25 protein-coding genes are annotated in these 21,327 nt (G+C 65.4%); 12 read left to right on the top strand and 13 right to left on the bottom strand.

Features of this window, described 5'->3' with window-relative positions; all coding sequences use genetic code 11:
- Nucleotides 1–62 precede the first annotated feature (62 nt).
- The 3 genes from thrC to thrA form a co-directional block, all read right to left on the bottom strand.
- On the bottom strand, nucleotides 63–1,361 hold the full coding sequence (gene thrC / locus EAH73_RS17745) for a threonine synthase (protein WP_140468774.1): 1,299 nt from the start codon (nucleotides 1,359–1,361) through the stop codon (nucleotides 63–65).
- 131 nt (nucleotides 1,362–1,492) lie between these two features.
- Nucleotides 1,493–2,428, bottom strand: coding sequence for a homoserine kinase (locus EAH73_RS17740; protein WP_140468773.1), 936 nt, complete (start codon nucleotides 2,426–2,428; stop codon nucleotides 1,493–1,495).
- Nucleotides 2,429–2,524: 96 nt separating this feature from the next.
- Nucleotides 2,525–4,966, bottom strand: a complete 2,442-nt coding sequence (thrA, locus tag EAH73_RS17735; RefSeq protein ID WP_140468772.1) for a bifunctional aspartate kinase/homoserine dehydrogenase I — start codon at nucleotides 4,964–4,966, stop codon at nucleotides 2,525–2,527.
- A gap of 195 nt (nucleotides 4,967–5,161) precedes the next feature.
- Between thrA and prfA the strand changes: the two genes are divergently transcribed.
- Together prfA and EAH73_RS17725 are read left to right on the top strand one after the other, a co-directional pair.
- Nucleotides 5,162–6,232, top strand: coding sequence for a peptide chain release factor 1 (gene prfA, locus EAH73_RS17730; RefSeq protein WP_140468771.1), 1,071 nt, complete (start codon nucleotides 5,162–5,164; stop codon nucleotides 6,230–6,232).
- Nucleotides 6,233–6,406: 174 nt separating this feature from the next.
- Nucleotides 6,407–7,981, top strand: coding sequence for a hypothetical protein (locus tag EAH73_RS17725; protein WP_140468770.1), 1,575 nt, complete (start codon nucleotides 6,407–6,409; stop codon nucleotides 7,979–7,981).
- A gap of 352 nt (nucleotides 7,982–8,333) precedes the next feature.
- On the opposite strand, the gene EAH73_RS17720 is transcribed toward EAH73_RS17725, so the two are convergent.
- From EAH73_RS17720 to gpmI, 3 genes are all read right to left on the bottom strand, one after another.
- Nucleotides 8,334–8,846: a hypothetical protein gene (locus EAH73_RS17720; protein ID WP_140468769.1), complete on the bottom strand. Its 513-nt coding sequence runs from the start codon at nucleotides 8,844–8,846 to the stop codon at nucleotides 8,334–8,336.
- Nucleotides 8,847–9,013: 167 nt separating this feature from the next.
- Complete coding sequence (locus EAH73_RS17715; protein ID WP_140468768.1) at nucleotides 9,014–9,595, bottom strand: hypothetical protein; 582 nt, start codon at nucleotides 9,593–9,595, stop codon at nucleotides 9,014–9,016.
- Nucleotides 9,588–11,132, bottom strand: coding sequence for a 2,3-bisphosphoglycerate-independent phosphoglycerate mutase (gene gpmI / locus EAH73_RS17710; protein WP_140468767.1), 1,545 nt, complete (start codon nucleotides 11,130–11,132; stop codon nucleotides 9,588–9,590). The genes EAH73_RS17715 and gpmI overlap by 8 nt, the downstream gene beginning before the upstream one ends.
- Before the next feature lie 198 nt (nucleotides 11,133–11,330).
- Between gpmI and EAH73_RS17705 the strand changes: the two genes are divergently transcribed.
- From EAH73_RS17705 to EAH73_RS17685, 5 genes are all read left to right on the top strand, one after another.
- Entirely contained in the window at nucleotides 11,331–11,729 is a 399-nt protein-coding gene (locus EAH73_RS17705) for a DUF4783 domain-containing protein (protein ID WP_161599593.1), read from the top strand.
- Between the two features lie 111 nt (nucleotides 11,730–11,840).
- Nucleotides 11,841–12,704 (top strand): carboxylating nicotinate-nucleotide diphosphorylase, encoded by an 864-nt coding sequence (nadC, locus tag EAH73_RS17700; protein WP_140468765.1) that lies wholly within the window; start codon nucleotides 11,841–11,843, stop codon nucleotides 12,702–12,704.
- A gap of 99 nt (nucleotides 12,705–12,803) precedes the next feature.
- Nucleotides 12,804–13,403, top strand: a complete 600-nt coding sequence (locus EAH73_RS17695) for a hypothetical protein (protein ID WP_140468764.1) — start codon at nucleotides 12,804–12,806, stop codon at nucleotides 13,401–13,403.
- 103 nt (nucleotides 13,404–13,506) lie between these two features.
- The gene (locus EAH73_RS17690) at nucleotides 13,507–13,866 is read left to right on the top strand and encodes a hypothetical protein (RefSeq protein ID WP_140468763.1); all 360 of its coding nucleotides are present in this window, start codon (nucleotides 13,507–13,509) and stop codon (nucleotides 13,864–13,866) included.
- Between the two features lie 112 nt (nucleotides 13,867–13,978).
- Nucleotides 13,979–14,719, top strand: a complete 741-nt coding sequence (locus tag EAH73_RS17685; RefSeq protein WP_140468762.1) for a ZIP family metal transporter — start codon at nucleotides 13,979–13,981, stop codon at nucleotides 14,717–14,719.
- 129 nt (nucleotides 14,720–14,848) lie between these two features.
- On the opposite strand, the gene EAH73_RS17680 is transcribed toward EAH73_RS17685, so the two are convergent.
- From EAH73_RS17680 to EAH73_RS17670, 3 genes are all read right to left on the bottom strand, one after another.
- Nucleotides 14,849–15,169: a hypothetical protein gene (locus tag EAH73_RS17680; RefSeq protein WP_140468761.1), complete on the bottom strand. Its 321-nt coding sequence runs from the start codon at nucleotides 15,167–15,169 to the stop codon at nucleotides 14,849–14,851.
- Nucleotides 15,170–15,208: 39 nt separating this feature from the next.
- Nucleotides 15,209–16,147 (bottom strand): DnaJ C-terminal domain-containing protein, encoded by a 939-nt coding sequence (locus tag EAH73_RS17675; RefSeq protein WP_140468760.1) that lies wholly within the window; start codon nucleotides 16,145–16,147, stop codon nucleotides 15,209–15,211.
- Between the two features lie 95 nt (nucleotides 16,148–16,242).
- A complete protein-coding gene (locus EAH73_RS17670; RefSeq protein WP_140468759.1) occupies nucleotides 16,243–16,581 on the bottom strand; it encodes a DUF3140 domain-containing protein in 339 nt (112 codons plus the stop codon).
- Between the two features lie 218 nt (nucleotides 16,582–16,799).
- On the opposite strand from EAH73_RS17670, the gene EAH73_RS17665 reads away from it, so the two are divergent.
- Nucleotides 16,800–17,306, top strand: coding sequence for a DUF6799 domain-containing protein (locus EAH73_RS17665; RefSeq protein ID WP_140468758.1), 507 nt, complete (start codon nucleotides 16,800–16,802; stop codon nucleotides 17,304–17,306).
- 82 nt (nucleotides 17,307–17,388) lie between these two features.
- On the opposite strand, the gene EAH73_RS17660 is transcribed toward EAH73_RS17665, so the two are convergent.
- Nucleotides 17,389–17,592, bottom strand: coding sequence for a hypothetical protein (locus EAH73_RS17660; protein ID WP_140468757.1), 204 nt, complete (start codon nucleotides 17,590–17,592; stop codon nucleotides 17,389–17,391).
- Nucleotides 17,593–17,606: 14 nt separating this feature from the next.
- Nucleotides 17,607–18,041 (bottom strand): septal ring lytic transglycosylase RlpA family protein, encoded by a 435-nt coding sequence (locus tag EAH73_RS17655; RefSeq protein ID WP_240047318.1) that lies wholly within the window; start codon nucleotides 18,039–18,041, stop codon nucleotides 17,607–17,609.
- Nucleotides 18,042–18,116: 75 nt separating this feature from the next.
- Between EAH73_RS17655 and EAH73_RS17650 the strand changes: the two genes are divergently transcribed.
- Complete coding sequence (locus tag EAH73_RS17650; RefSeq protein ID WP_140468756.1) at nucleotides 18,117–18,329, top strand: hypothetical protein; 213 nt, start codon at nucleotides 18,117–18,119, stop codon at nucleotides 18,327–18,329.
- Nucleotides 18,330–18,432: 103 nt separating this feature from the next.
- Here EAH73_RS17650 and EAH73_RS17645 read toward each other — a convergent pair whose 3' ends face one another.
- Nucleotides 18,433–19,290: a glycoside hydrolase family 25 protein gene (locus tag EAH73_RS17645; protein ID WP_140468755.1), complete on the bottom strand. Its 858-nt coding sequence runs from the start codon at nucleotides 19,288–19,290 to the stop codon at nucleotides 18,433–18,435.
- 95 nt (nucleotides 19,291–19,385) lie between these two features.
- On the opposite strand from EAH73_RS17645, the gene EAH73_RS17640 reads away from it, so the two are divergent.
- The 3 genes from EAH73_RS17640 (at nucleotide 19,386) to EAH73_RS17630 (ending at nucleotide 20,616) form a co-directional block, all read left to right on the top strand.
- Nucleotides 19,386–19,655: a VF530 family DNA-binding protein gene (locus EAH73_RS17640; protein WP_240047317.1), complete on the top strand. Its 270-nt coding sequence runs from the start codon at nucleotides 19,386–19,388 to the stop codon at nucleotides 19,653–19,655.
- Between the two features lie 32 nt (nucleotides 19,656–19,687).
- A complete protein-coding gene (locus tag EAH73_RS17635; protein ID WP_140468754.1) occupies nucleotides 19,688–20,008 on the top strand; it encodes a hypothetical protein in 321 nt (106 codons plus the stop codon).
- A gap of 86 nt (nucleotides 20,009–20,094) precedes the next feature.
- Nucleotides 20,095–20,616 (top strand): hypothetical protein, encoded by a 522-nt coding sequence (locus EAH73_RS17630; RefSeq protein ID WP_140468753.1) that lies wholly within the window; start codon nucleotides 20,095–20,097, stop codon nucleotides 20,614–20,616.
- Nucleotides 20,617–20,826: 210 nt separating this feature from the next.
- Here the strand turns inward: EAH73_RS17630 and EAH73_RS17625 are convergent, their stop codons facing one another.
- On the bottom strand, nucleotides 20,827–21,213 hold the full coding sequence (locus EAH73_RS17625) for an Hsp20/alpha crystallin family protein (RefSeq protein WP_140468752.1): 387 nt from the start codon (nucleotides 21,211–21,213) through the stop codon (nucleotides 20,827–20,829).
- Nucleotides 21,214–21,327: the final 114 nt, after the last annotated feature.

Raw genomic sequence — 21,327 nt, 5'->3', positions numbered from 1 at the left:
AAGTCAGGAATAGCATAAACGGGAGACTTGACTAGGCCGAGTCTCCCGTTTTTTGTGGCCTGCTACCGCAGCAAAAACTCCTTCAGGGCCCCAAAATCCACGTCCATCGGGATGGCTTGCTTGGGGCGGCCTTGCAAATGAAGTACCGCCTCGGGCAGTTCGATGGGCTGGCCGATGATGGGCTCCAGCACGCCGGGGAACTTCACGGGGTGGGCCGTGGCCAGCAAGATGCCTGCGGCGTCGGGGTGCTCGGCCTGGTAGCGGAGCAAGGCGGCGTAGGCTACAGCGGCGTGGGGGTCAAGCAAATAGCTGTTTTCGAACCACACTTGGAGCACCGTGGCCACCGTGTCGGGGTCGCTCACGGTTTCGGCGCTGAGGGCACCGCGTAGGGCCCCCAGGTCTTGGCCGAACAGCTCCAAAATGCGCACGAAATTGCTGGGGTCGCCCACGTCCATGGCGTTGGAGTGGGTGGCCACGGCAGCCTGGGCCGCGTAGGTGCCCGAGCGCAGGTAGCGCGGCACGGGGTCGTTGGCGTTGCAGGCGGCGATGAAGTGGCCCAGCGGCAGGCCCGAGGCCCGCGCCAGCAGCCCGGCGCAGATGTTGCCGAAGTTGCCGCTCGGCACGCTCACCACGGGCGGCTGGGCCCCCGCGGGCCACTGCTGGGCCGCGAAGCAGTAGTACAGCTGCTGGGGCAGCCAGCGCGCCACGTTGATGGAGTTGGCCGAGGTGAGGAAGCGGTGGGCAGCCAGCTCGGGGTCGCGGAAGGCTTGTTTCACCAGGGCCTGGCAGTCGTCGAATGTGCCGCTAACTTCCAGGGCCGTAATGTTTTGACCCAGCGTGGTGAGTTGCTGCTCCTGCACTGGGCTCACCTTGCCCTTGGGGTAGAGGATGACGACCTCCACGCCCGGCACGCCCAGAAAGCCACTGGCCACGGCCCCGCCGGTGTCGCCGGAGGTGGCCACCAGCACCGTCACGGGGGGCGTGTCGCCGCGCTGCGCGAAGTAGCCCAGGCACCGGCTCATGAACCGGGCCCCCACGTCCTTGAACGCCAATGTGGGCCCGTGGAACAACTCCAGCGCCGCAATGCCGGGGCTGACCGGCACCAGCGGAAACGGGAAATCGACGGCCGCGGCGCAAATCTCGCGCAGGTCCGCGTCGGGAATGGTGCCACCCACGTAGGGGCGCATCACGGCCAGGGCCAGGTCGGCGCGGTCCAGCGTGGGCAGGTCGCGCAGGAAATCGGCCCCGAATTGGGGGATGGTTTCCGGGAAGTACAAGCCGCCGTCGGGGGCCTGGCCGGTGATGGCGGCCGTGCGAAAATCGACCGCGGGGGCCTGGCGGCGGAGGCTGTAATACTGCATCGGGGGGAGAGCTAGGGCAATAAAAAATCCTTAAAAATCCTGGTATTGGCACACAAGCCGCCTGCGAATGTACAGCTAAAAGCTAGTCGTTATCTTGCTTAATAAATTGTTAATCAGTAGTTGCACAGCCGCTATGCGGCCACCACGCGGGCGCCTTCCGGGGCAATGCGGCCCACGTGCAAATCGTGGGCAATGCCCAGCTCGGCAAACACGCTGCCCAGGGCCGCGGCCACGGCGTGGGCGGTTTCGCCGTCGCGGTTCAGCATGAAAATGGAGGGGCCTGAGCCCGAAATGCCGCCGCCCAGGGCCCCGGCCGCCAGGGCCCGCCGCCGCGCCTCGGCCAGCCCGGGGATGAGTGGGGCCCGCGCCGGCTCCACGATGTAGTCTTCCAGGGCCCGGCCAATCAGGGCGTAATCGGCGGTGAGGAAGCCGGCCACCAGGCCGCCCACGTTGGCCCACTGGCGCACGGCCAGCCCCAGCGGCACGGTGGTGGGCAGCAGGGCGCGGGCCTCCTTGGTCTTGACCTCGATTTGGGGGTGCACCACGGCCACCCACAGCGGCGGGGCCGGCAGGGCCACCACGTCGAGCACCGGCACTAGGGCCCGTACCAGCGTGAAGCCCCCAAAAATGGCCGGCGCAATGTTGTCGGCGTGGCGCACGCCGCTGGCCACGGCCTCGCCCGCCATCGCAAAATCGACCAACTCCAGCTTGCTGAACCGATTGCCCAGCAGCGCGTTGGCCCCCACCACGGCCCCGGCGGCGCTGGCCGCGCTGCTGCCCACGCCACTGCCGGGCATGATGCCCTTGGTGATTTCCACCTCGAAGCCCACGGGTTCGTCCACCTGTTCCAGCAGCGCCAGCAGGGCGGCCCCGGCCACGTTGCGGGCGGGGTCGGTGGGCAGGTTGTAGTGGTCGAGGTGGGTGATTTTCAGGCCCGGGGCCCCGGTGCGGCGCAGGCGCAGCGTGTCGTAGGGGGCGGCCAGGGCCAGGCCCAGCACGTCGAACCCACAGCCCAGGTTGGCAATGGTGGCGGGCGCGTGGACGAGAACGGAATCGGGGAGGGGCATAAGGTGGTAGCGCGGACTTTATGACCCGCGTTTTTGAACGGTCGCTAAACGATTATCGCTAGGACGAAGCGAGAGCCGCGGACTACAAAGTCTGCGCTACAGCCGGGCGGCGCGAATAATATCCGCGAACACTCCGGCGGCGGTGACTTCGGCGCCGGCCCCGGCGCCCTTCACCACCAACGGCTGCTCGGCGTAGCGGTCGGTGTAGAAGAGCACGATGTTGTCCTTGCCGCGCAACTCGTACACGTCGTGGCTGGGCAACACGGCTTGCAAGCCCACGGCAGCGGCCCCGTCGTTGAAGCGGGCCACGAACTTGAGGCGCTTGCCCTCGGCCGTGGCCGCGTCATACAGGGCCCTAAAGTGAGCCTCGTGCACAGCCAGCTGCTCGTAGAACGCTTCCACGTCGCCCTCCAGGCAGGAGGCGGGCAGGAACGACTCGATTTGCACGTCGCTCATTTCCAGCGGGTGGCCGGCCTCGCGGGCCAAGATCAGGATCTTGCGGGCCACGTCGGTACCGCTTAAGTCGAGGCGCGGGTCGGGCTCGGTGTAGCCCTCGGCCTGGGCTTGGCGCACTACCTCGGCGAAGGGCCGCGAGCCGTCGTAGTTGTTGAACACGAAGTTGAGCGTGCCCGAGAGCACGGCCTCCATGCGCCGCACCACGTCGCCGCTACTGGTCAAATCGTTGAGCGTGCCGATGATGGGCAGGCCCGCGCCCACGTTGGTTTCGAACAGGAAGCGGGTGTTGAAGTCCTGCGCCAACGCCTTGAGGCGGGCGTAGTTGGCATAGGCCGACGACGCAGCTACCTTGTTGCACGCCACCACGGCCACGCTCTTGGCGAGCAGGTCGGCGTAGTAGTCGGCGGCGGCGGGGTTGGCCGTCACGTCCACCAGAATGGAATTGCGCAGGTTGCGGCTCACGATGAGCTCGGTGAATTCTTCCAACGTGCAGGGCCCCGCGGCGGCCAGCGCGGCGGGCCAAGCGGCCAGGTCCAGGCCGTTCTCGTCCACGATGCAGTGGCGGCGGTTGGCAATGGCTACTACGCGCACCTGCAAGCCCAGCTGTTGCTGCAAGTGTTGCTGCTGCTTGGCCAGCTGGGCCAGCAGCCGCCCGCCCACGTTGCCGGGCCCCAATACGTACAGGTTCACCTGCTTATAGGCTGGCTCGAAGAAGGCTTCGTGCAGCACGTTGATGGCTTTGCGCACGTCGGCGGCCCGGATGACGGTGGAGATGTTGCGCTCCGACGAGCCCTGGGCAATGGCCCGGATGTTCACCCCGTTCTGCCCCAGGGCCCCGAACAGGCGCCCGCTGATGCCGGGGTGGTTCTTCATGTTTTCGCCCACCAGCGCCACGATGGCCAGCCCGTTTTCGGGCCGCAGCGGGGCAATGCGCCCGCTGGCAATTTCGGGGGCAAACTCTTCGTCCACGGCGGCTTGGGCCCCGGGCACGTCGGCGGCGGCCACGCCTACGCAAATCGAGTACTCCGACGAGCTCTGGGTGATGAGCACCACGTTGATGCGCTCGCGGGCCAGCGCCTCAAACAGGCGCTTCGAGAAGCCGGGGATGCCCACCATGCCGCTGCCCTCCAGGTTCAGCAGCGACAAATTGCCGATGCTGGAAAGGCCGCGCACCACCTCGCTGCTGGGCGGCGGGGCCACCTCCACCAGCGTGCCGTAGTCGGCCGGGGCGAAGGTGTTTTTGATCCAGAGCGGAATGCCGCGCTCCATAACCGGCTGAATGGTGGGCGAATACAGTACCTTGGCCCCGAAGTGCGAGAGCTCCATTGCCTCCTGGTACGAGATGCCGGCAATGGGCCGCGCCCGCGACACTAAGCGCGGGTCGGCGGTCATCATGCCGCTCACATCGGTCCAGATTTCGAGCACGTCGGCGTCCAGCGCGGCGGCCAGCAGGGCGGCCGTGTAGTCGGAGCCGCCGCGGCCCAGCGTGGTGGTGTTGCCCTGGTCGTCGGCCGCAATAAAGCCCGGCACCACCCACACCTCGCCGGGGTGCGCGCTTTTGAACGCCTGCACTTGCGCGCGGGTGACGGCCACGTTCACCTCGGCCGCGCCGAAGCGGGCGTTGGTGCGGATGAGCTGGCGGGCGTCGGCCCACACGGCGGCGGTGCGGGCCCCCAGGGCCTCGCGCACCAGCTGCGACGAGAGCAGCTCGCCGTAGCTCATCAGTCGGTCGAGGGTGCGGTCGGACAGCTCGCCGAGCGAAAAAATGCCGTCGCAAAGCTGGAGCAGCTCGGAAAACCCGCGAGTGAGCACGTCGGTGATGTCGGGCTGGGCGGCCGGGGGCAGCAGGGCCTGGGCGGCGGCCACGTGCCGCTGTTGCAGCTGGGCCAGTGCGTCGCGGTAGCGGTAGTCGCCGCTGGCCGCCGCGCGGCCCGCCCCGATGAGGGCGTCGGTGGTGCCCCCCAGGGCCGATACTACCATCACCACGGGGCCCCGGGCCAGGGCGGCCCGCACGATGGCGCACGATTTTTCAATGTTTTCCGCGGAGGCTACGGACGTGCCTCCGAATTTGAGCACTTGCATTTTAAGGTGGCGGTTGGGCGGTGGGGCCGGGTGGATGGGCCGGCAAAGGGCAGGGCAACCGACACCGGGCCCCCGCAGCGCCGGCCGGCCGGGGCCCCCAGCCGCGCACGGCGGAAAAAGGAACGCCCGACCCAAACGGCAGTGTTTGAATCCAGTATCTTTGCAAACTACTGACTATTTTTTTCGACCACCAAAATGCTGGACAAATTAGAAGCCATCCGCCTGCGGTACAACGATGTGAGCGAGGAGCTGATGCAGCCCGACGTGATGTCGGACCTGAAGCGCTACAAGTCGTTGAACAAAGAGTATAAAGACTTGGGCAAAATCGTGGTGGAGTACCGCAACTACCAGCAGGTGCTCAGCAATATAGAAAACGCCCGCCAAGTCATTTCGACCGAAAAAGACGAAGATTTCCGTGAGATGGCCAAGGCCGAGCTCGACGAGCTGGGCCCCGAGCAGGAGCGCCTGGAAGCGGCCATTAAAGATTTGCTGATCCCCAAAGACCCCAACGATTCGAAGGACGTTATCATGGAAATCCGGGCCGGGGCCGGCGGCGACGAGGCCGCGCTTTTCGCCGGCGACTTGCAGCGCATGTACCTGCGCTTCGCCGAAAAGCAGGGCTGGAAAATGGAACTCGTGGACGCCATGGAGGGCACGGCCGGTGGCTACAAGGAAATTATTCTGGCCGTGAAGGGCGAGGACGTGTACGGCAAGCTCAAGTTTGAGAGCGGCGTGCACCGCGTGCAGCGCGTGCCGGCCACCGAAACCCAGGGCCGCATCCATACCAGCGTGGCCTCGGTGGTGGTGATGCCGGAAGCTGAGGAGTTCGACATCGAGCTGGACATGAACGACATCCGCAAGGACCTCTTCATGTCGAGCGGCCCCGGCGGCCAGTCGGTGAACACGACCTACTCGGCCGTGCGCCTCACCCACTTGCCCACCGGCCTCGTGGCCCAGTGCCAGGACCAGAAATCGCAGCTCAAGAACTTCGACAAGGCGCTGCAAGTGCTGCGCTCGCGCATTTTTGAGATTGAGCTGGCCAAGAAGAACGAAGCCGAAGGCGCCATCCGCAAGAGCATGATTGGCAGCGGCGACCGCAGCGATAAGGTGCGCACCTACAACTACCCCCAGGGCCGCGTGACGGACCACCGCATCGGCTACACCGTGCACAACCTGCCGAGCGTGATGGACGGCAACGTGGACGACTTCGTGGAAAACCTGCGCATCGCCGAAAGCGCCGAGCGCCTGAAAGTGGGCGTGTCGTAAGGAGTTGGTAATTAGGGCCCCCGGGTTCGTTATAGAAGGAGTAAGTAGGAAAAACGAGGCGGTCATGCAGGGCGCAGCGAAGCATCTTTCTCGCGCAAGTATTTGGTATTACTGCTGCGGGAAAGATGCTTCGCTGCGCCCTGCATGACCGGATTAATAGTTGAAAGCAACCCAATGCGTCACTTTTTCCTTGCCTTCATTCTGCTCGGCTGCCTGTCGGCGCTGCTGCCGGGCTGCGAGCCCAAGGAAGACCTGGTGCAAACCTCGGGCAGCCTGAGCTTTGTGCAGGACACGGTGCTGTTTGATACCGTGTTCACGACGGTGCGCACCGTGACGAAGCGGCTGTGGGTGTATAACCGCAACCGCGGGGCCCTAAAAACGGACATTAGTTTGGCTGGGGCCGTGGCCGGTGCCAGCCCGTACGCGCTCATCATCAGCGGCGATGCGGGGACTGGGGCCAGCGGCCTCACGGTGCGGGGCAACGACAGCTTGCTCATCTTGGTGCGCGCCACCGTGGGCGACAACGGCACGGCCACTGCGGCCAAGCAGTTTGTAGTGGCCGACCAAATCAACTTCCTCACCAATGGCAACGCCCAGAGCGTGAAGCTGGTAGCCTACGGACAGAACGCCTACTTCCACTACGGCGACATCATCGCCAGCGACGTTACCTGGAAGACCGACAAGCCGCACGTCATCATCAACCGCACCTACGGCAGCGGCGCGCAGGCCCGGGTAGTGGGCGTGGCCGTGGCCTCGGGCGCCACGCTGCGCATCCCCAAGGGGGCCCGGATTTATTCGCACGCCGGGGCCACGCTGCAAGTAGATGGGCGGCTGCTGGTGAACGACTTGAGCGAGCCCAATGCCTTCGTGCCCACCGATACGGTGAAGGATACCAACGCCAACCTCGTGCGCTTCGGCGGTGACCGGCTTGAGGATTTCTACGCCGATACGCCGGGGCAGTGGGGCGGCATCGTGTTCACGAGCGCCAGCCGCGGCAACCGCATCCGCTACGCCGAAATCAAGAACGCCACGTACGGCCTGCTGCTGCTGAACACCGCTCCCACGGGGCCCCACCCCAACGTGGCCATTGATAACACAACGATAAAGAACATCTCCGGCAACAACGTGTCGTTTGCCGGCGCGGCGCAAACGCCCATTGCGCTGGATACCGGCGGCGGCATCATCAGCATTGCCGGCGATGTGCAGGCCACCAACTGCCTGTTTGCCAACTGCGCCGAGTACGCACTGCTGGGCTTCGGCGGGGTGTACGACGTAAATTTCTGCACCGTGGCCAACTACCCCAACACCACGGCGGTGCGCAAATCGGCCTCGCTAACTTTTACCGACAAGTCGCCGCTCGACGGCGTAACCACGCTGTCGTCGCCGCAAGTCACGCTGCGCAACAGCATCGTGTGGGGCGCCATTGCCGACGAGCTGTACTTCAACGACGTGGATAATTACCGCAGCAGCTTGGTGGTGCGCAACTCAGTGCTACGCACCGCTACTTACGCCGGCACTGCTTTCGCCACCGCCGGCAAGCCGGGCCTCGCCGATGGGGCCCTGGGCAACCTGCTGAACACCGACCCGCTGTTTGTGCGCTCGCCCTACAGCGGCGGCCGGCCCGATTACTCGCTGCAAGCCACCTCTCCGGCCCTTAAGCTGGGGCCCGCTTTCGGCTCCGCTCCGGCCCGCGACCTGCGCAACCTGCCGCGCCCGGCCCGCACCGTGGGGGCCTACGAGCACAAATAGGGCCCCGGCGCGGGTAGCGGCGCTGGCCCTCAGCGTAGACAGTGGGCGCACTAAGGTGTTCGCGCCGCACGCCTCTGTGCCCTTGGTGGGGCGTTACCTCATCTGCGAGGCCGACGGTGATCGGCTGCGCCAATTGCCAGCTATCCATGACCGTCACCAGGCACTGCGGCGGGCCTTGCGATGCGTCGGCCGCCCACGCGGGTGCCTGTTGGCGCCTCGCTAGAGTAGCGGAGCGTTGGCGCAAAATGTGAGCCCTGCGTACCGCTTAATAGTTGAAACACGCTACTAAAAAAGTCGGATGCAGTCCTTGGCGTAGCGCTGCGCCCGATCTAATGATCCACGGTCCTGGTTTCTAACGTAGAATATACGTCTCAACACTGCTGTTTACCACGCCTTTATCATCCGTCCAGCGCGTGGCCGGGTTTTGCAGGGTAGCAGCATTGATGCGCAACGTTATTGGGGGGCGCTGGTCCAGGGTTAGGGTGACGCGCACTGAATCGCTCGCCACGGGCGGCTTGAAGGCAATGCCGTTGTTGTCGAGGCCCTGTACGTTCTGATATGATAGACTCACGTACAACGTGTCGGGAAAAATCTCGCGCGCAAACGTAAAATCTGCCACTCCATTCGCCGGCTGCCGAAGAACCAACGTGTTCAAGCGGTCGTCGGGACCATTGGCTTGGCGCACGGGCCTGCTGCTCAGCACGAAGAAGCCCGCAGCGCTGCTGCCGCTCTTGGCCAAGTCGGCGTGGAATTGCGCCTGGGGTAGCTCCGGCACCGGGGAAGGATCGGGGTCGTGGCGGCAGCTCAGCAGCCCGCAGGCTAACGTAAAGCTGGCGACAGCCAGGAAAGGAGAATGTTGGTGCATGAACGGTCGGTGAATGGGTGGTGCAAACTTAAATGTGGCATTTCCATTCAGGGGTACCTACGCCGCCATTCGGTTGTCAGCAGCTATTGATTCTCGCCAATAATTTTATATAAATTAATGGCTTTCGATAGTTTGGAGGCTATTAATGATCGGCTAATAGCCAAAAATTAGCGCTGCACCTGCCCGGCCGCCGCGTAGCGCAGCGTGTCGAACAGCACCAGCTTTTGGGTGCCCTGCACGGCGTAGCCGGTGAGTAGGCCCTGGCGCAGATCGAGCCGCAAGTGCTTGCGGGCCGAGTACAGGGCGTTTTTTTGGTCCACGTCGGCCGTTATTTCCTCGGCGGCGGCCCCGGCGCTGAGCACGGCCAGCCGGCTCACCGGAGCAATGTCGTGGCCGGGCAGGCGGGTGTAGGTGCGGCGCAGCCGCCCGTCGGGCAGCCGGGCCGAATCGACGGCGTAGGCCCCGCGCAACGCCGCCTTGTTAATGTCGGCCTGAAAAAACAGTTGCAGCTCGTCGGCCCACTTCACGGCGGGCACGCGCACTGTTTCGGGTGCCCCGCCGCGCACGCTCACGCGCTTGAGGGTGGCCGTGCGGGCCTGGTCGAGCTGCTTGATTTGGCGGTCGAGCAGACCCTTCACGTCGAAGTACAGCGGCTGGGCGGCCACCGCGGGGGCCCCGGCCTGGGGCCCCTCGCAGCCGGCCAGCAGCAGCGGCAGGGCCCCCAGCCAAGCCCCGTAAGCCTTACGCATGCGGCGTTTCGGCGGGGCGCAGTAGGTTCAGGCCAGTCATCTCGGCGGGCTGGGGCACGCCCATCAGCGCCAGAATGGTGGGGGCGAGGTCGGCCAGCTTGCCATCGGCGAGGGTGCCGTGGTAGTTGTCGTCCACCAAGATGCAGGGCACCAAGTTGGTGGTGTGGGCCGTGTTGGGCGAGCCGTCGGCGTTGCGCATGAACTCGGCGTTGCCGTGGTCGGCGATGATGATGCTGGCGTAGCCGGCGGCGCGGGCGGCCTCCACCACGGCGCGGGCGCAGGCGTCGGTCGTCTCCACGGCCTTCACCACGGCCGCAAACACGCCGGTGTGGCCCACCATGTCGGGGTTGGCGAAGTTCAGCACCACAAAATCAGCCGTGTTGGCTTGCAGCTCCGGGATGAGGGCGTCGCGCAGGTCGGCGGCGCTCATTTCGGGCTGGAGGTCGTAGGTGGCCACCTTGGGCGAGGGGCACATGATGCGCTTTTCGCCCTGGAATTCTACTTCGCGGCCGCCCGAGAAGAAGAACGTGACGTGCGGATACTTCTCGGTTTCGGCAATGCGAATCTGGGTTTTACCATTCTCGGCCAGCACCTCACCCAGCGTGCGGTTCAAATTGTCCTTCTCAAACACCGGCGTCACGCCCCCAAAGCTGTCGTCGTAGTTCGTCAGCGTGAGATAGTGCAAGTTCAGGCGGTGCATCTGGTAGGCGTGCATGTCCTGCTGCGTCAGCACCTCCGTGATTTCGCGGCCCCGGTCGGTGCGGAAGTTGAAGCACAGCACCACGTCGTCTTCTTGAATAGTAGCCAGCGGCTGGCCGTCGCTGCCCACCTTCACGATGGGCGTCAGGAACTCGTCGGTAACGCCTTCCTTGTATTGCTCCTGAATGGTTTGAATCAGGTTCTGTGAGGGCGTGCCCACGCCGTTCACCAGCAGGTCGTAGGCCACCTTCACCCGCTCCCAGCGCTGGTCGCGGTCCATGGCGTAGTAGCGGCCCACCACCGAGGCAATGCGGGCGCCCGTGCGCTCCACGTGCTGCTCCAGGTCGTTGATGTAGCGCACGCTGCTCTTAGGGTCGGTGTCGCGCCCATCCGTGAAGGCGTGCACGAACACGCGCGGCACGCCCGCCTCGTGGGCGATGGTGCACAGGGCCTTCACGTGGTCGATGTGCGAATGCACACCGCCGTCGGATAGCAACCCGATGAGGTGCAGGGGTTTATTGTTGGTGCGGGCGTACTCGAAGGCTTTCACCAGGGCCGGCATCTGGCCCAGCTTCCGGTCGCGGATGGAGCGGCCGATGCGCACCAGCTCTTGGTCCACCACGCGGCCGGCGCCGATGTTCATGTGGCCCACTTCCGAGTTGCCCATCTGGCCATCGGGCAGGCCCACGGCTTCGCCCGAAGCTTGTAGGGTACTGTGCGGGTAGCGCGCCAGCACTTCGTGGTAAAAGGGTGTTTGCGCTTGGTCAACGGCCGAATTGGTCGTGTTTTGGGTCAGGCCCCACCCGTCCAGAATGACCAACAATACCTGTTTGTTCATGCCGCAAAGATACGAGGGGCCGGGGCAAGGGTTGGCCGTGGTGCCGCCGCGGGGCAGAAATTTGGGCAGATTTTTGCCGGCCGGCCCGCCAACCCGGGCGGGCCGCCGGCCGTAACCGGGCCCTGGTTGGGGGCCCCTTCCCAACTGGCACTGTTTTCGCTACACCCCGCTTCGATGATAAGTCCTTTACATTCTACCATGAAACCCTTCTTTTTGCGGACGCTGGCCGCCGCGTGGCTGCTGCTGCTACTGGGCTTTACCGCCCAGGCCCAGGCCGACCTGGGGCCCGTGCGCGGGGCCCTGCGCAACGGCTCGGCCCACGAGCTGGCCCAGTACCTGGCCCCAGCCGTCGAGATTAGCTTCGACGGCGACAAGCAGAACTTCAACGCCACCCAGGCCGAGCTGGTCCTCAAGGACTTCTTCGCCAAAAACGGCCCCACCGGCTTCGACTTTATTCACCAGGGGGCCAGCGGCGAGGGCATTCAGTACGCGGTGGGGCGCTACGCCAGCCGCGGCGGCACCTACCGCGTCTACGTCAAGCTGAAGCCCTCGCGTGGGGCCCCGGTGATTGACAACCTGGATTTTACCAAGGAATAGCTGTTCATTATTTCCGCCGAAGCCCCGCCGTCTGCTCGCCAGGCGGCGGGGCTTTGCGTGGGGGCCCCGGCCGGGCTTCCGCGGCAAGGGCGGGGCCCGTACCTTTGCGGCGTGCAACCGCTCCCCGCTTACCTGACCGACGAGGCCCTCGCCACCTTCATCCGCACGGCGCTGGCCGAAGACGTGGGCGACGGCGACCATTCGGCGCTGGCCGCTATTCCGGCCGATGCCCGCAACCGCGCCCGCTTATTGGTGAAAGGTACCGGCGTATTGGCCGGCGTGGCCCTGGCCCCGCGCATCTTCGCGGCGATGGACCACTCGTTGCAGGTGCGCGAGGCGCTGCCCGACGGTACCCGCGTGCAGCCCGGCGACGTAGCCTTTGTGGTGGAGGGCCCCGCCCGCAGCATCCTCACCGCCGAGCGCCTGGTGCTCAACTGCATGCAGCGCATGAGCGGCATTGCCACCTACACGGCGCAACTCACCGCGCTGCTGGCCGGCACCAAGGCCCGCCTGCTCGACACCCGCAAAACCACCCCCAACTTCCGCCTCTGCGAGAAGTGGGCCGTGCTGATCGGCGGCGGCGTGAACCACCGCTACGGCCTCTTCGACATGATAATGCTGAAGGACAACCACGTGGACTACGCCGGCGGCGTGGCCGCGGCCCTGGCCGCCACGCATGCCTACTTGGCCCGCACCGGCCGGCAGCTGCCCATCGTGCTCGAAACCCGCACCCTGGAAGAGGTGCAGCAGGCCCTGGCCGCCGGCGGCTTCCAGCGCTTGATGCTCGACAACATGACGCCCGCCCAGATGCACGAGGCAGTGGCCGTGGTGGCCGGACGCTTCGAAACCGAGGCCAGCGGCGGCATCACCGAGCAAACCCTGGCCGCGGTAGCCGCCACCGGCGTCGACTACATCTCGGTGGGGGCCCTCACGCACTCGGCCCCCATCCTCGACCTTAGCCTAAAAGCATTTTAGTTGCCAGTTGTTGGTTATCAGTTTTTAGTACGTTTTTAATTACTGCCAATTCACCCCAACGCCTGCCACCCGATAACAATTAACTGATAACTACAACCCATGAACCAACCCAACCAACGCGGCGGGGGCGGCGGCTTCCGCCAGCAGCAGCAGCCGTCGCCGCTGGCCATCGTCACCAAAAAATCGCAGTTCGACACCAACGCCTACACCAAGCTGGCCATGGCCGAGGTGTGGCGCAAAGACTGGAAGTACGCCCTCGTGCCGTTTGCCATCGGGCTGCTGCCGGCCATTATCTGGCATTCGTGGTGGTGGCTGGCGCTGAGCTTCGTGCTCACGCTGGCGTTTGTACTGCTGCGCTCGGCCCAGGTCACGGGCGTGACGCAGATGGAGCAGAGCAAGCCGCTGTTTGAGCGCATGAGCTTTGAGATGGACCAGAAGCAGTTGCTGCTGCGCGTGAGCAAGGAAAAAGCCATGCAGCTGACCTGGGACATGATCGGCAAGGTGCGCCGCGACGGCGATGCCTACCTGCTCTACCTCAAGGCCGGCGACCCGCCCGCTGACACCGCCGGCTGGCGCCTGTGGCTGGCCCGCACGTTCGACGTGCCGGTGTTTTTACATTTGCCCCAGCGCATCTTCAACTCCGACAACGACCGCAAGCTGTTCGAGGCCCTGCTGCGCCGCAAGAACCTGCTGGCGTAGGGCCCCCACTGGGGCCCCGCCAAAAAAAGCGCGGCTCGGCCCACCCCGCCGCCCGCCGCTACGTAACGCATTCCATCTGACCGCTATTGTTGTTTTTTCACCCATGAAATTCCTCTCCCCCCGGGCCCTGGCCCTGGCCACCGCCGCCCTTGCCCTGAACGCTTGCAGCAGCGAGCCCTCCGACTGGCGCCCCGACGAAAAAGTATCGGTGGACATGGTGGCCCCCGGCACCCGCATCAGCGAGCTGCGTGCCTCCGACTCGGCCGACATGCCCAACGCGGCCAAGGGCGGGGCCATCCCGCGGCCCATCAACTCGTCGGAGAAGCTCGATAAGCGCGCTATGCCCAACGCCGCCGAAGCCATGTCGGCCGATGCCACCAACCTGAGCGGCGAGGAGAAAAAGAATGACGCCGCCCCCGCCGACGGCGACGCGCGCGACAAGCCCGCAGCGGAGAAGAAGTAGCCGCCCGCTGGCCCGGTAATTTTTGCAGCGGCCGCCTGCTCCGCCCACCGGCGCGGGGCAGGCGGCCGCTTTTGTGCGGCTGCGGTGCGGCCGTTTTTTTGCGTTTTTGCGGATGTGGATTGCCATTTTTGTTTTGCTGAGCACGGTGCTCGGGGCGGGCTGGGCCGCTGGCCGGCTGCCTGCGGCCTTGGGCCGGGCGGCCCTCAAGCCGCTGCTGGCCTTTAGCGGCGCATACCTGTTCACGCTCACCGTCACGCACTTGCTGCCCGAGGCCTGGCAGCTGGTGCCGGGCCAGGGCCCCCGGGTGGGCTACTGGGTGTTGGCCGGCTTCTTCGGGCAGGTGCTGCTGGAGCTGTTTTCGCACGGCATCGAGCACGGCCATGTGCACGCCGCCGATGCCCATTCGGCTCATGCCGGCCGGGTGCCGCTGCTGCTGCTGGGGGCCCTGGCGGTGCACTCGTTTTTGGAGGGCAGCATTCTGGTGCCGGCCGCGGCCGGGGCGGTGGGCCCCCCGTACTACGCCGTGGTGGCGGGCGTGGCGCTGCACCACGTACCGGCCGCGTTTGCGCTGGCCACGCTGCTGCACCAGCGGCCCGGCCCGGCCCGCCGCACGTGGCCCGCGCTGCTGATTTTCGCGCTGGCCGGCCCGGTGGGCATCTTGAGCAGCAACTACCTGGTGCTGAACGAGCGGCTGGGGCCGGGGGCCTACGCGGCCCTGCTGGGCCTGGTGGCCGGCAATTTCCTGCACGTTTCCACTACTATCCTCTTCGAAACCAGCCCCGAGCACCGCCTCGATTGGGCCAAGCTGGGCGCCACCGTGGTGGGTGCTGGCTTGGCCCTGGCCATCGCCTGATTTTTTAATTAGCGGTAAGGCTTACGCACTTGTACAGCCCTTCTGGGGCTAATTATTGGCCTACTGACATAATTCCTAAGCAGTTGGCAAGTAGCTTTAGCCATCAGCTAATGGCTCAGTACTTAACTGCTAACTGAAATCAATCGTGGGGCCCCGGCCGTGGAGGAACTGCTCCAGCTGCTGGGCGCGGGAGGTTTCGCGGGCCAGGGCGGCTTGCAGGCCCAGCAGGCGCTGGCGCATGGCCAGCACAAGGTCGAGGGCTTCGGGGGGCAAGCCCAGGCCGTGGTGCAGGCGGGCGAGGCGCGGCAGCAGCTCGTCGGGCTCGTCGTCGATTTCCACGGCGTTGGGGGTGGGGGCGGGGCGCAGGAGCCCAACGGCCACAAAGCCGTGCAAATCCTCGGCGTTCAAGCCGTAGCGAACGGCGCATTCCTGGAAAGTGAGAACGAACATAAGCGGGCGGGAAAAGGCGGAAAGCAAGAAAAGCAGCGGCTACGCCGCGGGGGCGCGCAGGGCGGCCAGCTGCCCGATCAGCGCCTTTTCCTCGTCGGTGAGGTGCTGGGGCAAGGCAATGGTGAGGCGCAGGTAGAGGTCGCCGAACTGGCCGGGCTGGTCGTACACCGGGAAGCCCTTGCCGCGCAGGCGCAGGCGGGTGCCGTTGGGGGTTTCGGGCTTGATTTTGATTTTGACCGGGCTGCCCAGCGTGGCCACGGTTTGCTCGCCGCCGAGCAGGGCGGTGTACAGGTCCACGGGCACGTCCTGGGTCAGGTCGTTGCCGGTGCGGGCGTAGCGGGCGTCGGGCGCAAGGCGGAAAGTGAGGAGCAGGGCCCCTTCGGGGCCCCCGTTGCGGCCGGGCCCCCCCTGGCCGCGCAGCCGGATGGTTTGGCCGTCGGCCACGCCCGGCTTCACGGTCAGGCGCAGGTTCTTGCCGTTCACCGTGATGGTGCGCGGCCCACCTTGGTAGGCTTCCTCCAGGCTCAGCTCCAGCTCGGCCTGGTAGTCTTGGCCAGCCCCAGGGCGGGCGCTGCGGCCACCGCCGCCGCCCATGTTGCCAAAAATGGACCCGAAGAAATCTGAAAAATCACCGCCCTCGTCGCCAAATGGGCTGCCGCCCCCGCCGCCCTGGGCATACTGGCCCCAGTCGAAGCCGCCGCCGGGGGCCCCGCGGCCGCCCGCGGGGCCCCGGCTGGCGCCTTGCTGCTCGTAGCGCTGCCAGTCGGCCCCCAGCTGGTCGTATTTCTTGCGCTTGTCGGCGTCGCTCAGCACCTCGTTGGCCTCGTTGGCCTCCTTGAATTTACGCTCCGACTCCGGGTTGTTGGGGTTCACGTCGGGGTGGTGCTGGCGGGCCAGCTTGCGGTACGCCTTCTTTATCTGCTCAGCCGTGGCGGTTTTCTCCACGCCCAGCGTCTTGTAATAATCCTTGTACTCCATTGATAAGATGAGAAAAGCACGTGCGGGAAGCCGCAAATGACGGGGACGGGCGGTGAAGTTGCGGTTATCGGCGCACTGGTTCGCCCTTGGCTTGCTTACTTTTTGAGCGGGTCGTGGCCCCAGTTCATCAGCGAGTAGCGCCAGGGGGTGTGGGCCACGTCGCCGCTGGGGCGCTGGGCCGAGTGGCGGGCGATGTAAGAATGCACTTTGTGCATGTGGGCCTCGTCGTCGGGGCTAAGGTCGGCCTTCTTTTTATGCAAAATATCAACGATGTGCTTCCCGGATTGGTGGCCAATGCTTTCGCCGCCGTTGTCGGCCTGGCCCACGTGCTTCGATTCATCGGTTTTCAACCATTTTTCCAACTCGGAAGCGGTCATGTTCACTTCCTCGTGGAAGGTACGGTAGAGCTCGTCTACGGAAATTTTCGTGGCCATGGGAGGGAGAGGGGAATTAATCCGGCGTTAATCAGCCCGGCACTGATTGAACGTAAGGAAGCCGCTCCGCGTTTTTGCCCGTGCGCCGGGGCCGTTGGTATTGGTTTTGCAGAAGGGTTTGGCGGGGCCCCGGGCGGCCCAATATATTTGCGCAAGCAAAGCTATTGGGCCCCGAAAGCCGCCCTGTTTAAATTCAATTTATTTCAAATTTACCCGTTATGCGTATCTCTTTCCGATTTGTGATTTTTGGGGCCCTGCTGCTGGGCGCCGCCGGAGCCCAGGCCCAAACCAAGTTGCCCCCCCGCCGCGCCGCCGTGCCCGCCCGGGCACGCCTAGCTGCTACACCGGGCGCCGGTGTGAAGGACGGCCTGGCGATGGTGAACGGCCGCGTGGTGCTCACCGAACAGGGCTTGGCCAACCCGCTCACGGCCGATAAAAAGCTGCTCAGCGGCTACACCGTCAGCCCGACCGGCCTCGTCACGTCGCCTACCGGCACCACCGTGCAGATGGCTGAGGGCGACATGGCCTCGCTCACGGGCCGCGTCACAACGCGCCGGACGATGGCCGAGCAGGACAGCATCCTGAAGATTCAGCAGTACGACATCAAGTACCCCGGCAAGCGCGAAAAGATGGCCAAGGAGCTGGAGCGCAAGCAGAAAGAAAAAGCCAAGCGCGACGAAGCCCTCGAAAAGGCCAAAGCCAAGCGCGAAAAGGACAAGAAGTAGGGCCCCCGCGCGCACTTCGTAATACGGCCACGGGGCCGCCTGGCCAGTGGCCAGGCGGCCCCGTTTGGGTTTGGGGCCCCTGCTACGGGCGGGCCGAGTAGTAGGCCAGCACTTCGTGGCCGGATTTGTCGTCTTCGGCTTCCACCACCTCGTCAAGCACTTGCTGGACTTCGGCGTCCGACCAGCCCTCGTCTTCGGCGGCGCGTACCCAGTGGTCGAGGGCGGCGAAACGGCCCAGGCCGGGGGGGCACGTCCAGGTTACTTTCTTGCGGATGTTGTGGCTCATGGCGGCAAAAGTAGCTAGCGGCCGCCTCCCCGCGGGGCCGCCTTGATGACTTCGAGCTTCACGGGCACCACGCCGGCCCGCACCAAGTCGAGGCGGCGGGCGGCCTTGCCCGACACGTCCACGATGCGGCCGGCCACGTGGGGGCCCCGGTCGTTCACGGTCACCTTCACCGAGCGGCCGTTGCGCACGTTCGTGACGCGGATGCGGGTGCCGAAGGGCAGCGTGTTGTGGGCGGCCGTCATTTTGCTGGGCCGGTAGGGGGCCCCGCTGGCCGTGGGCCGCCCCCGAAACTTGTTGGCGTAGTACGAGCCCTGGCCTGTTTGCGTGAAACCCGGCCGGCTGCTGCCGCAGCCCGCGGCCAGCAGCCCCGCGGCCAGGGCCCCGGCCAGCGCGGCGCGGCGGGCCCACCGGCCCCCGTGCATGATTTGGCGGTTGAAATAGTTCTTCATGTTGTGTTCAGGCCCGTGGCCCACCTTTCGGAAAATTACCCCTTAATAACGTCACCACCCCCTTTTTCGCATCCCATGAAAACCACCCTCCGGCTCGTAGCAGCCCTCGCCCTCACCGCCTCGTTCTTCAGCGCCTCGGCCCAAACCGACGACAAGATGGCTCGGAAAGACGCTAAAATGATGAAGAAGGAAGACAAGAAAATGAAGCACAACGCCGGCGACGACAAAATGATGAAGAAGGACGCCAAGATGATGAAGAAAGAGGACAAGATGGCGCCCAAAATGTAAGCGCCTGGCCCCCAGGGGCCCCAGAGAGCCGTCCGGTAGCCGCTGCTTGGCACAAGCAGCGCCGCTGGGCGGCTTTTTGCGTGGCCGGGGCCCCAGTCCCCGTTCAGCGGCGGGCCCCGGCCGGCGCTGGGGCCGGAGCGAGCGGCACGCGCAGGGCCAGCAGCGCCGCGTAGCTGCCCTGGAACACGTTGAAATCGACGGTGCCGCGGATGCCGGGCACGTAGGCCTCGTCGGAATGCTGCCAGATGATCCACTTGCCGGGGGGCAGGGTGGGGCGCTCCACCTCGTAGTGGGCCAGCCACAGGGGGTAGTCGTCGAAGTGCCCGGCCAGGTGGCGGCGGTAGAAGCCGTGGTTGGAGTACAGGATGGGCCGCACGCCGTAGTGCGCCTCCACTAGGCGCAGCCAGGTGGCCATCTCGCGCCGCATCACGGCCACGTCGTGGAACTGGGAGGCTTCCACGTCGAGCACCGGGGGCAGGTCGCCGGGGCGCAACGGCACGGTGCGGATGAACAGGCGGGCCTGCTCGGCCCCGCCGCGGTTGGGCGAAAAGTAGTGGTAGGCCCCCCGGCAAATGCCCGCCGCCTGCGCCCCCCGCCAATTGCGGGCAAAGCGCGGGTCTTGCAGGCGCACGCCCTCGCTGGCCTTAATGAAGGCAAAGCGCACTGCGTGGCGCGCCACCTCGGTCCAGTCGATGCGCCCCTGGTAGGCCGATACGTCGATGCCATGCACCGAAAAGCCGGCCAGCAGCGGCGTTTTCTCGCGCCCCGTGAGGCCCTTGCGCGTGAGCGTGGCCCAGGCCCGCCGGGCGTAGCGGTTGAGCTGCACCGCGTGGCGGGCGTAGTACACGCCCCCGCCCAGCAGGCCTAGCAGCAGGGCCACCGCCAGCCAGCGCGCCGCCGGCCGCCGGGGGCGGGGCAGGGGCGCGGCGGGCGCGGGCGGCGTGGGGCGAAGGCGGGGCATGGCCAAAAATAACGCCGGCCCGGGCGGGTTGCGTGCCCAAGCCCCCCGGTTTGTGCCAACTTTGTCGTAGTTTCTTTTCTTTTTAGCTTTCCGCCGTGTCCTTTCCTGCCGACGCCCGCGACGAATCGGGCCACCTCATCCGCGAGTTACACGGCGTGAAGCTCGCCGACATCCTCGAGTACCTGCTGGCCGCCTACGGCTGGCCTGGGCTCGATGAACGCCTGCGCATCAACTGCTTCGCCGTCAACCCCAGCATCAAGTCAAGCCTGGTATTTTTGCGGCGCACACCTTGGGCCCGCACCAAAGTGGAAGACCTGTACGTGCGCGCCCGCACCGCCGAGGTGCTGGGCCGGCCCCGGCCGTAATTTCCCGCCGTTCCTCACCCTGCCCCATTCCCATGGCCGACGCGCGCCCAACAACAGTTTTTCCGGCGTGGCTAGCTGGCCTGCTCGGGTTCGTGGCGTTCGAGGCCGTGGCCTACTTTGGGCTGCGCTGGGCCCTGGTGGGCCTGGGCGAGAGCAACCAGTACCAGGAGAACAACACCATCGTCAGCAACTGGGTGAAGGCCATGGCCTTTGTGGTGCTGCACTTGGCCCTGGCCATCGGGGCCCTGATGGTCGTCAGCAACCGCGTGCCGCGCCAATACCGCGGGCAGGTGCAGCGCTGGTTCTACGTGGCGCTATTGCTGAGCTTTGTGCTGCTGATCCCGCTGTTTTGAGCTGTTGGCCTTGTCTTGGTAGCCAATGCGGGGCCCTCTCGGCTGGCAGCTACTGATTATTAAACAGGTTTATAAATAGAAAAATTATGACCATACGCCCCTTGCTCTCCTCGGCGCTCACCCTCGGCCTGGCCCTGCTCTGCGCGGCGTGCGATACCGCCGCCACGCAAAAAAGCCCGCCGCCGCCCCCGCCGGCCCCGGCCAGCAGCACTGCCCCTGGTGCCCCCGCCCCGGCTGACCCGGGGGCCCTACCCGCCGCGGCTCCACCCGTCGATGCGCGGGCGGACAGCAGCGCCACACTCACCGTGGCGGCCGGCGACAGCGTGGCGCTGCTGCTGGGAAAAGTGAAGGGCTTTGGGCAGAAGATAACCGTGCGCGTGCCCGTTCAAAACAAGCGCAAGCTCACGGCTACACTGATCGTTAAGGGCGGCAACATCCGGTTCAACCAAATAATCGACCCTGACGGCCAGGCAAATGGCCCGCTTGGCAACACCGTAGCGGTACCGGCCCCAAAAAACGGGACGTACCAACTAATCATCGGCCACAACCTGATGGCGGAGGGCAACGCCGAGCAGGAGTTTCAGTTGCGGGTGGTGCTGGTGCCTTAAATGCTGATCTAATGAATATTGGCTGGCAACTGCTGATGGCTGACTGGAGCGGCTAGTGGGCCGGGGGCCCCTAGGGCCCCCGGCGCGGGGCAAAAAAAACCACCGCTGTGGGCGGTGGGAAAGCATTCTAAAATAAGAAAGGCGGCCGGTCGGTCCCGGCTTTATCGGTGGACGGCGGTGCCGGTCGGTCCCGGCGGTATAAAAAGGAGCCTAGTCTTCGTGGCGGATGTCCAGCTCACGGGGCTCGTCGTTGGTACGTTTGTAGGGGATGCGCACACGCAGTTCGGGGCCGTGCTGCACGGCGTCGATGCGGGCCACGTCGAGGTTGGCGGGCAGCTCCATCACGCGCATAAATAGCGGGGCCGAGAGCTCGTCGTCGGGCTGGTGGCGGTAAGCGCCATACACGGTCAGGCGCTGGTTGTGCAGGGCCACGTGGAACGTATCGGGCGAGGCCGAGGGCAGCGCCACTTTCAGAATCACGCCCTGCTCGCGCTTGTCGAGGCGCACCTGAGGCTGGGCCACGCCCCCACCGATGGTGTTGAGCAGGTCCATTTGGGGAGCAAAGTCACGGATGATTTTCGAGCTAATGAGTTTCATGGCGGAGGGGCCGGATGTAAGGGTCGGCCGCACATGGGTATTATCAAAGCCCGTACCAAGCCCACCAGGGCCCCGATCACCCCTATTTTCGGCCAATATGGCTGGCTATTACTT

This window comes from Hymenobacter nivis, from assembly GCF_006439025.1.
Lineage (GTDB): Bacteria > Bacteroidota > Bacteroidia > Cytophagales > Hymenobacteraceae > Hymenobacter > Hymenobacter nivis_A.
The sequence above is the reverse complement of the archived record's forward strand: the minus strand, read 5'-3'. Positions and strand labels throughout refer to the sequence as shown.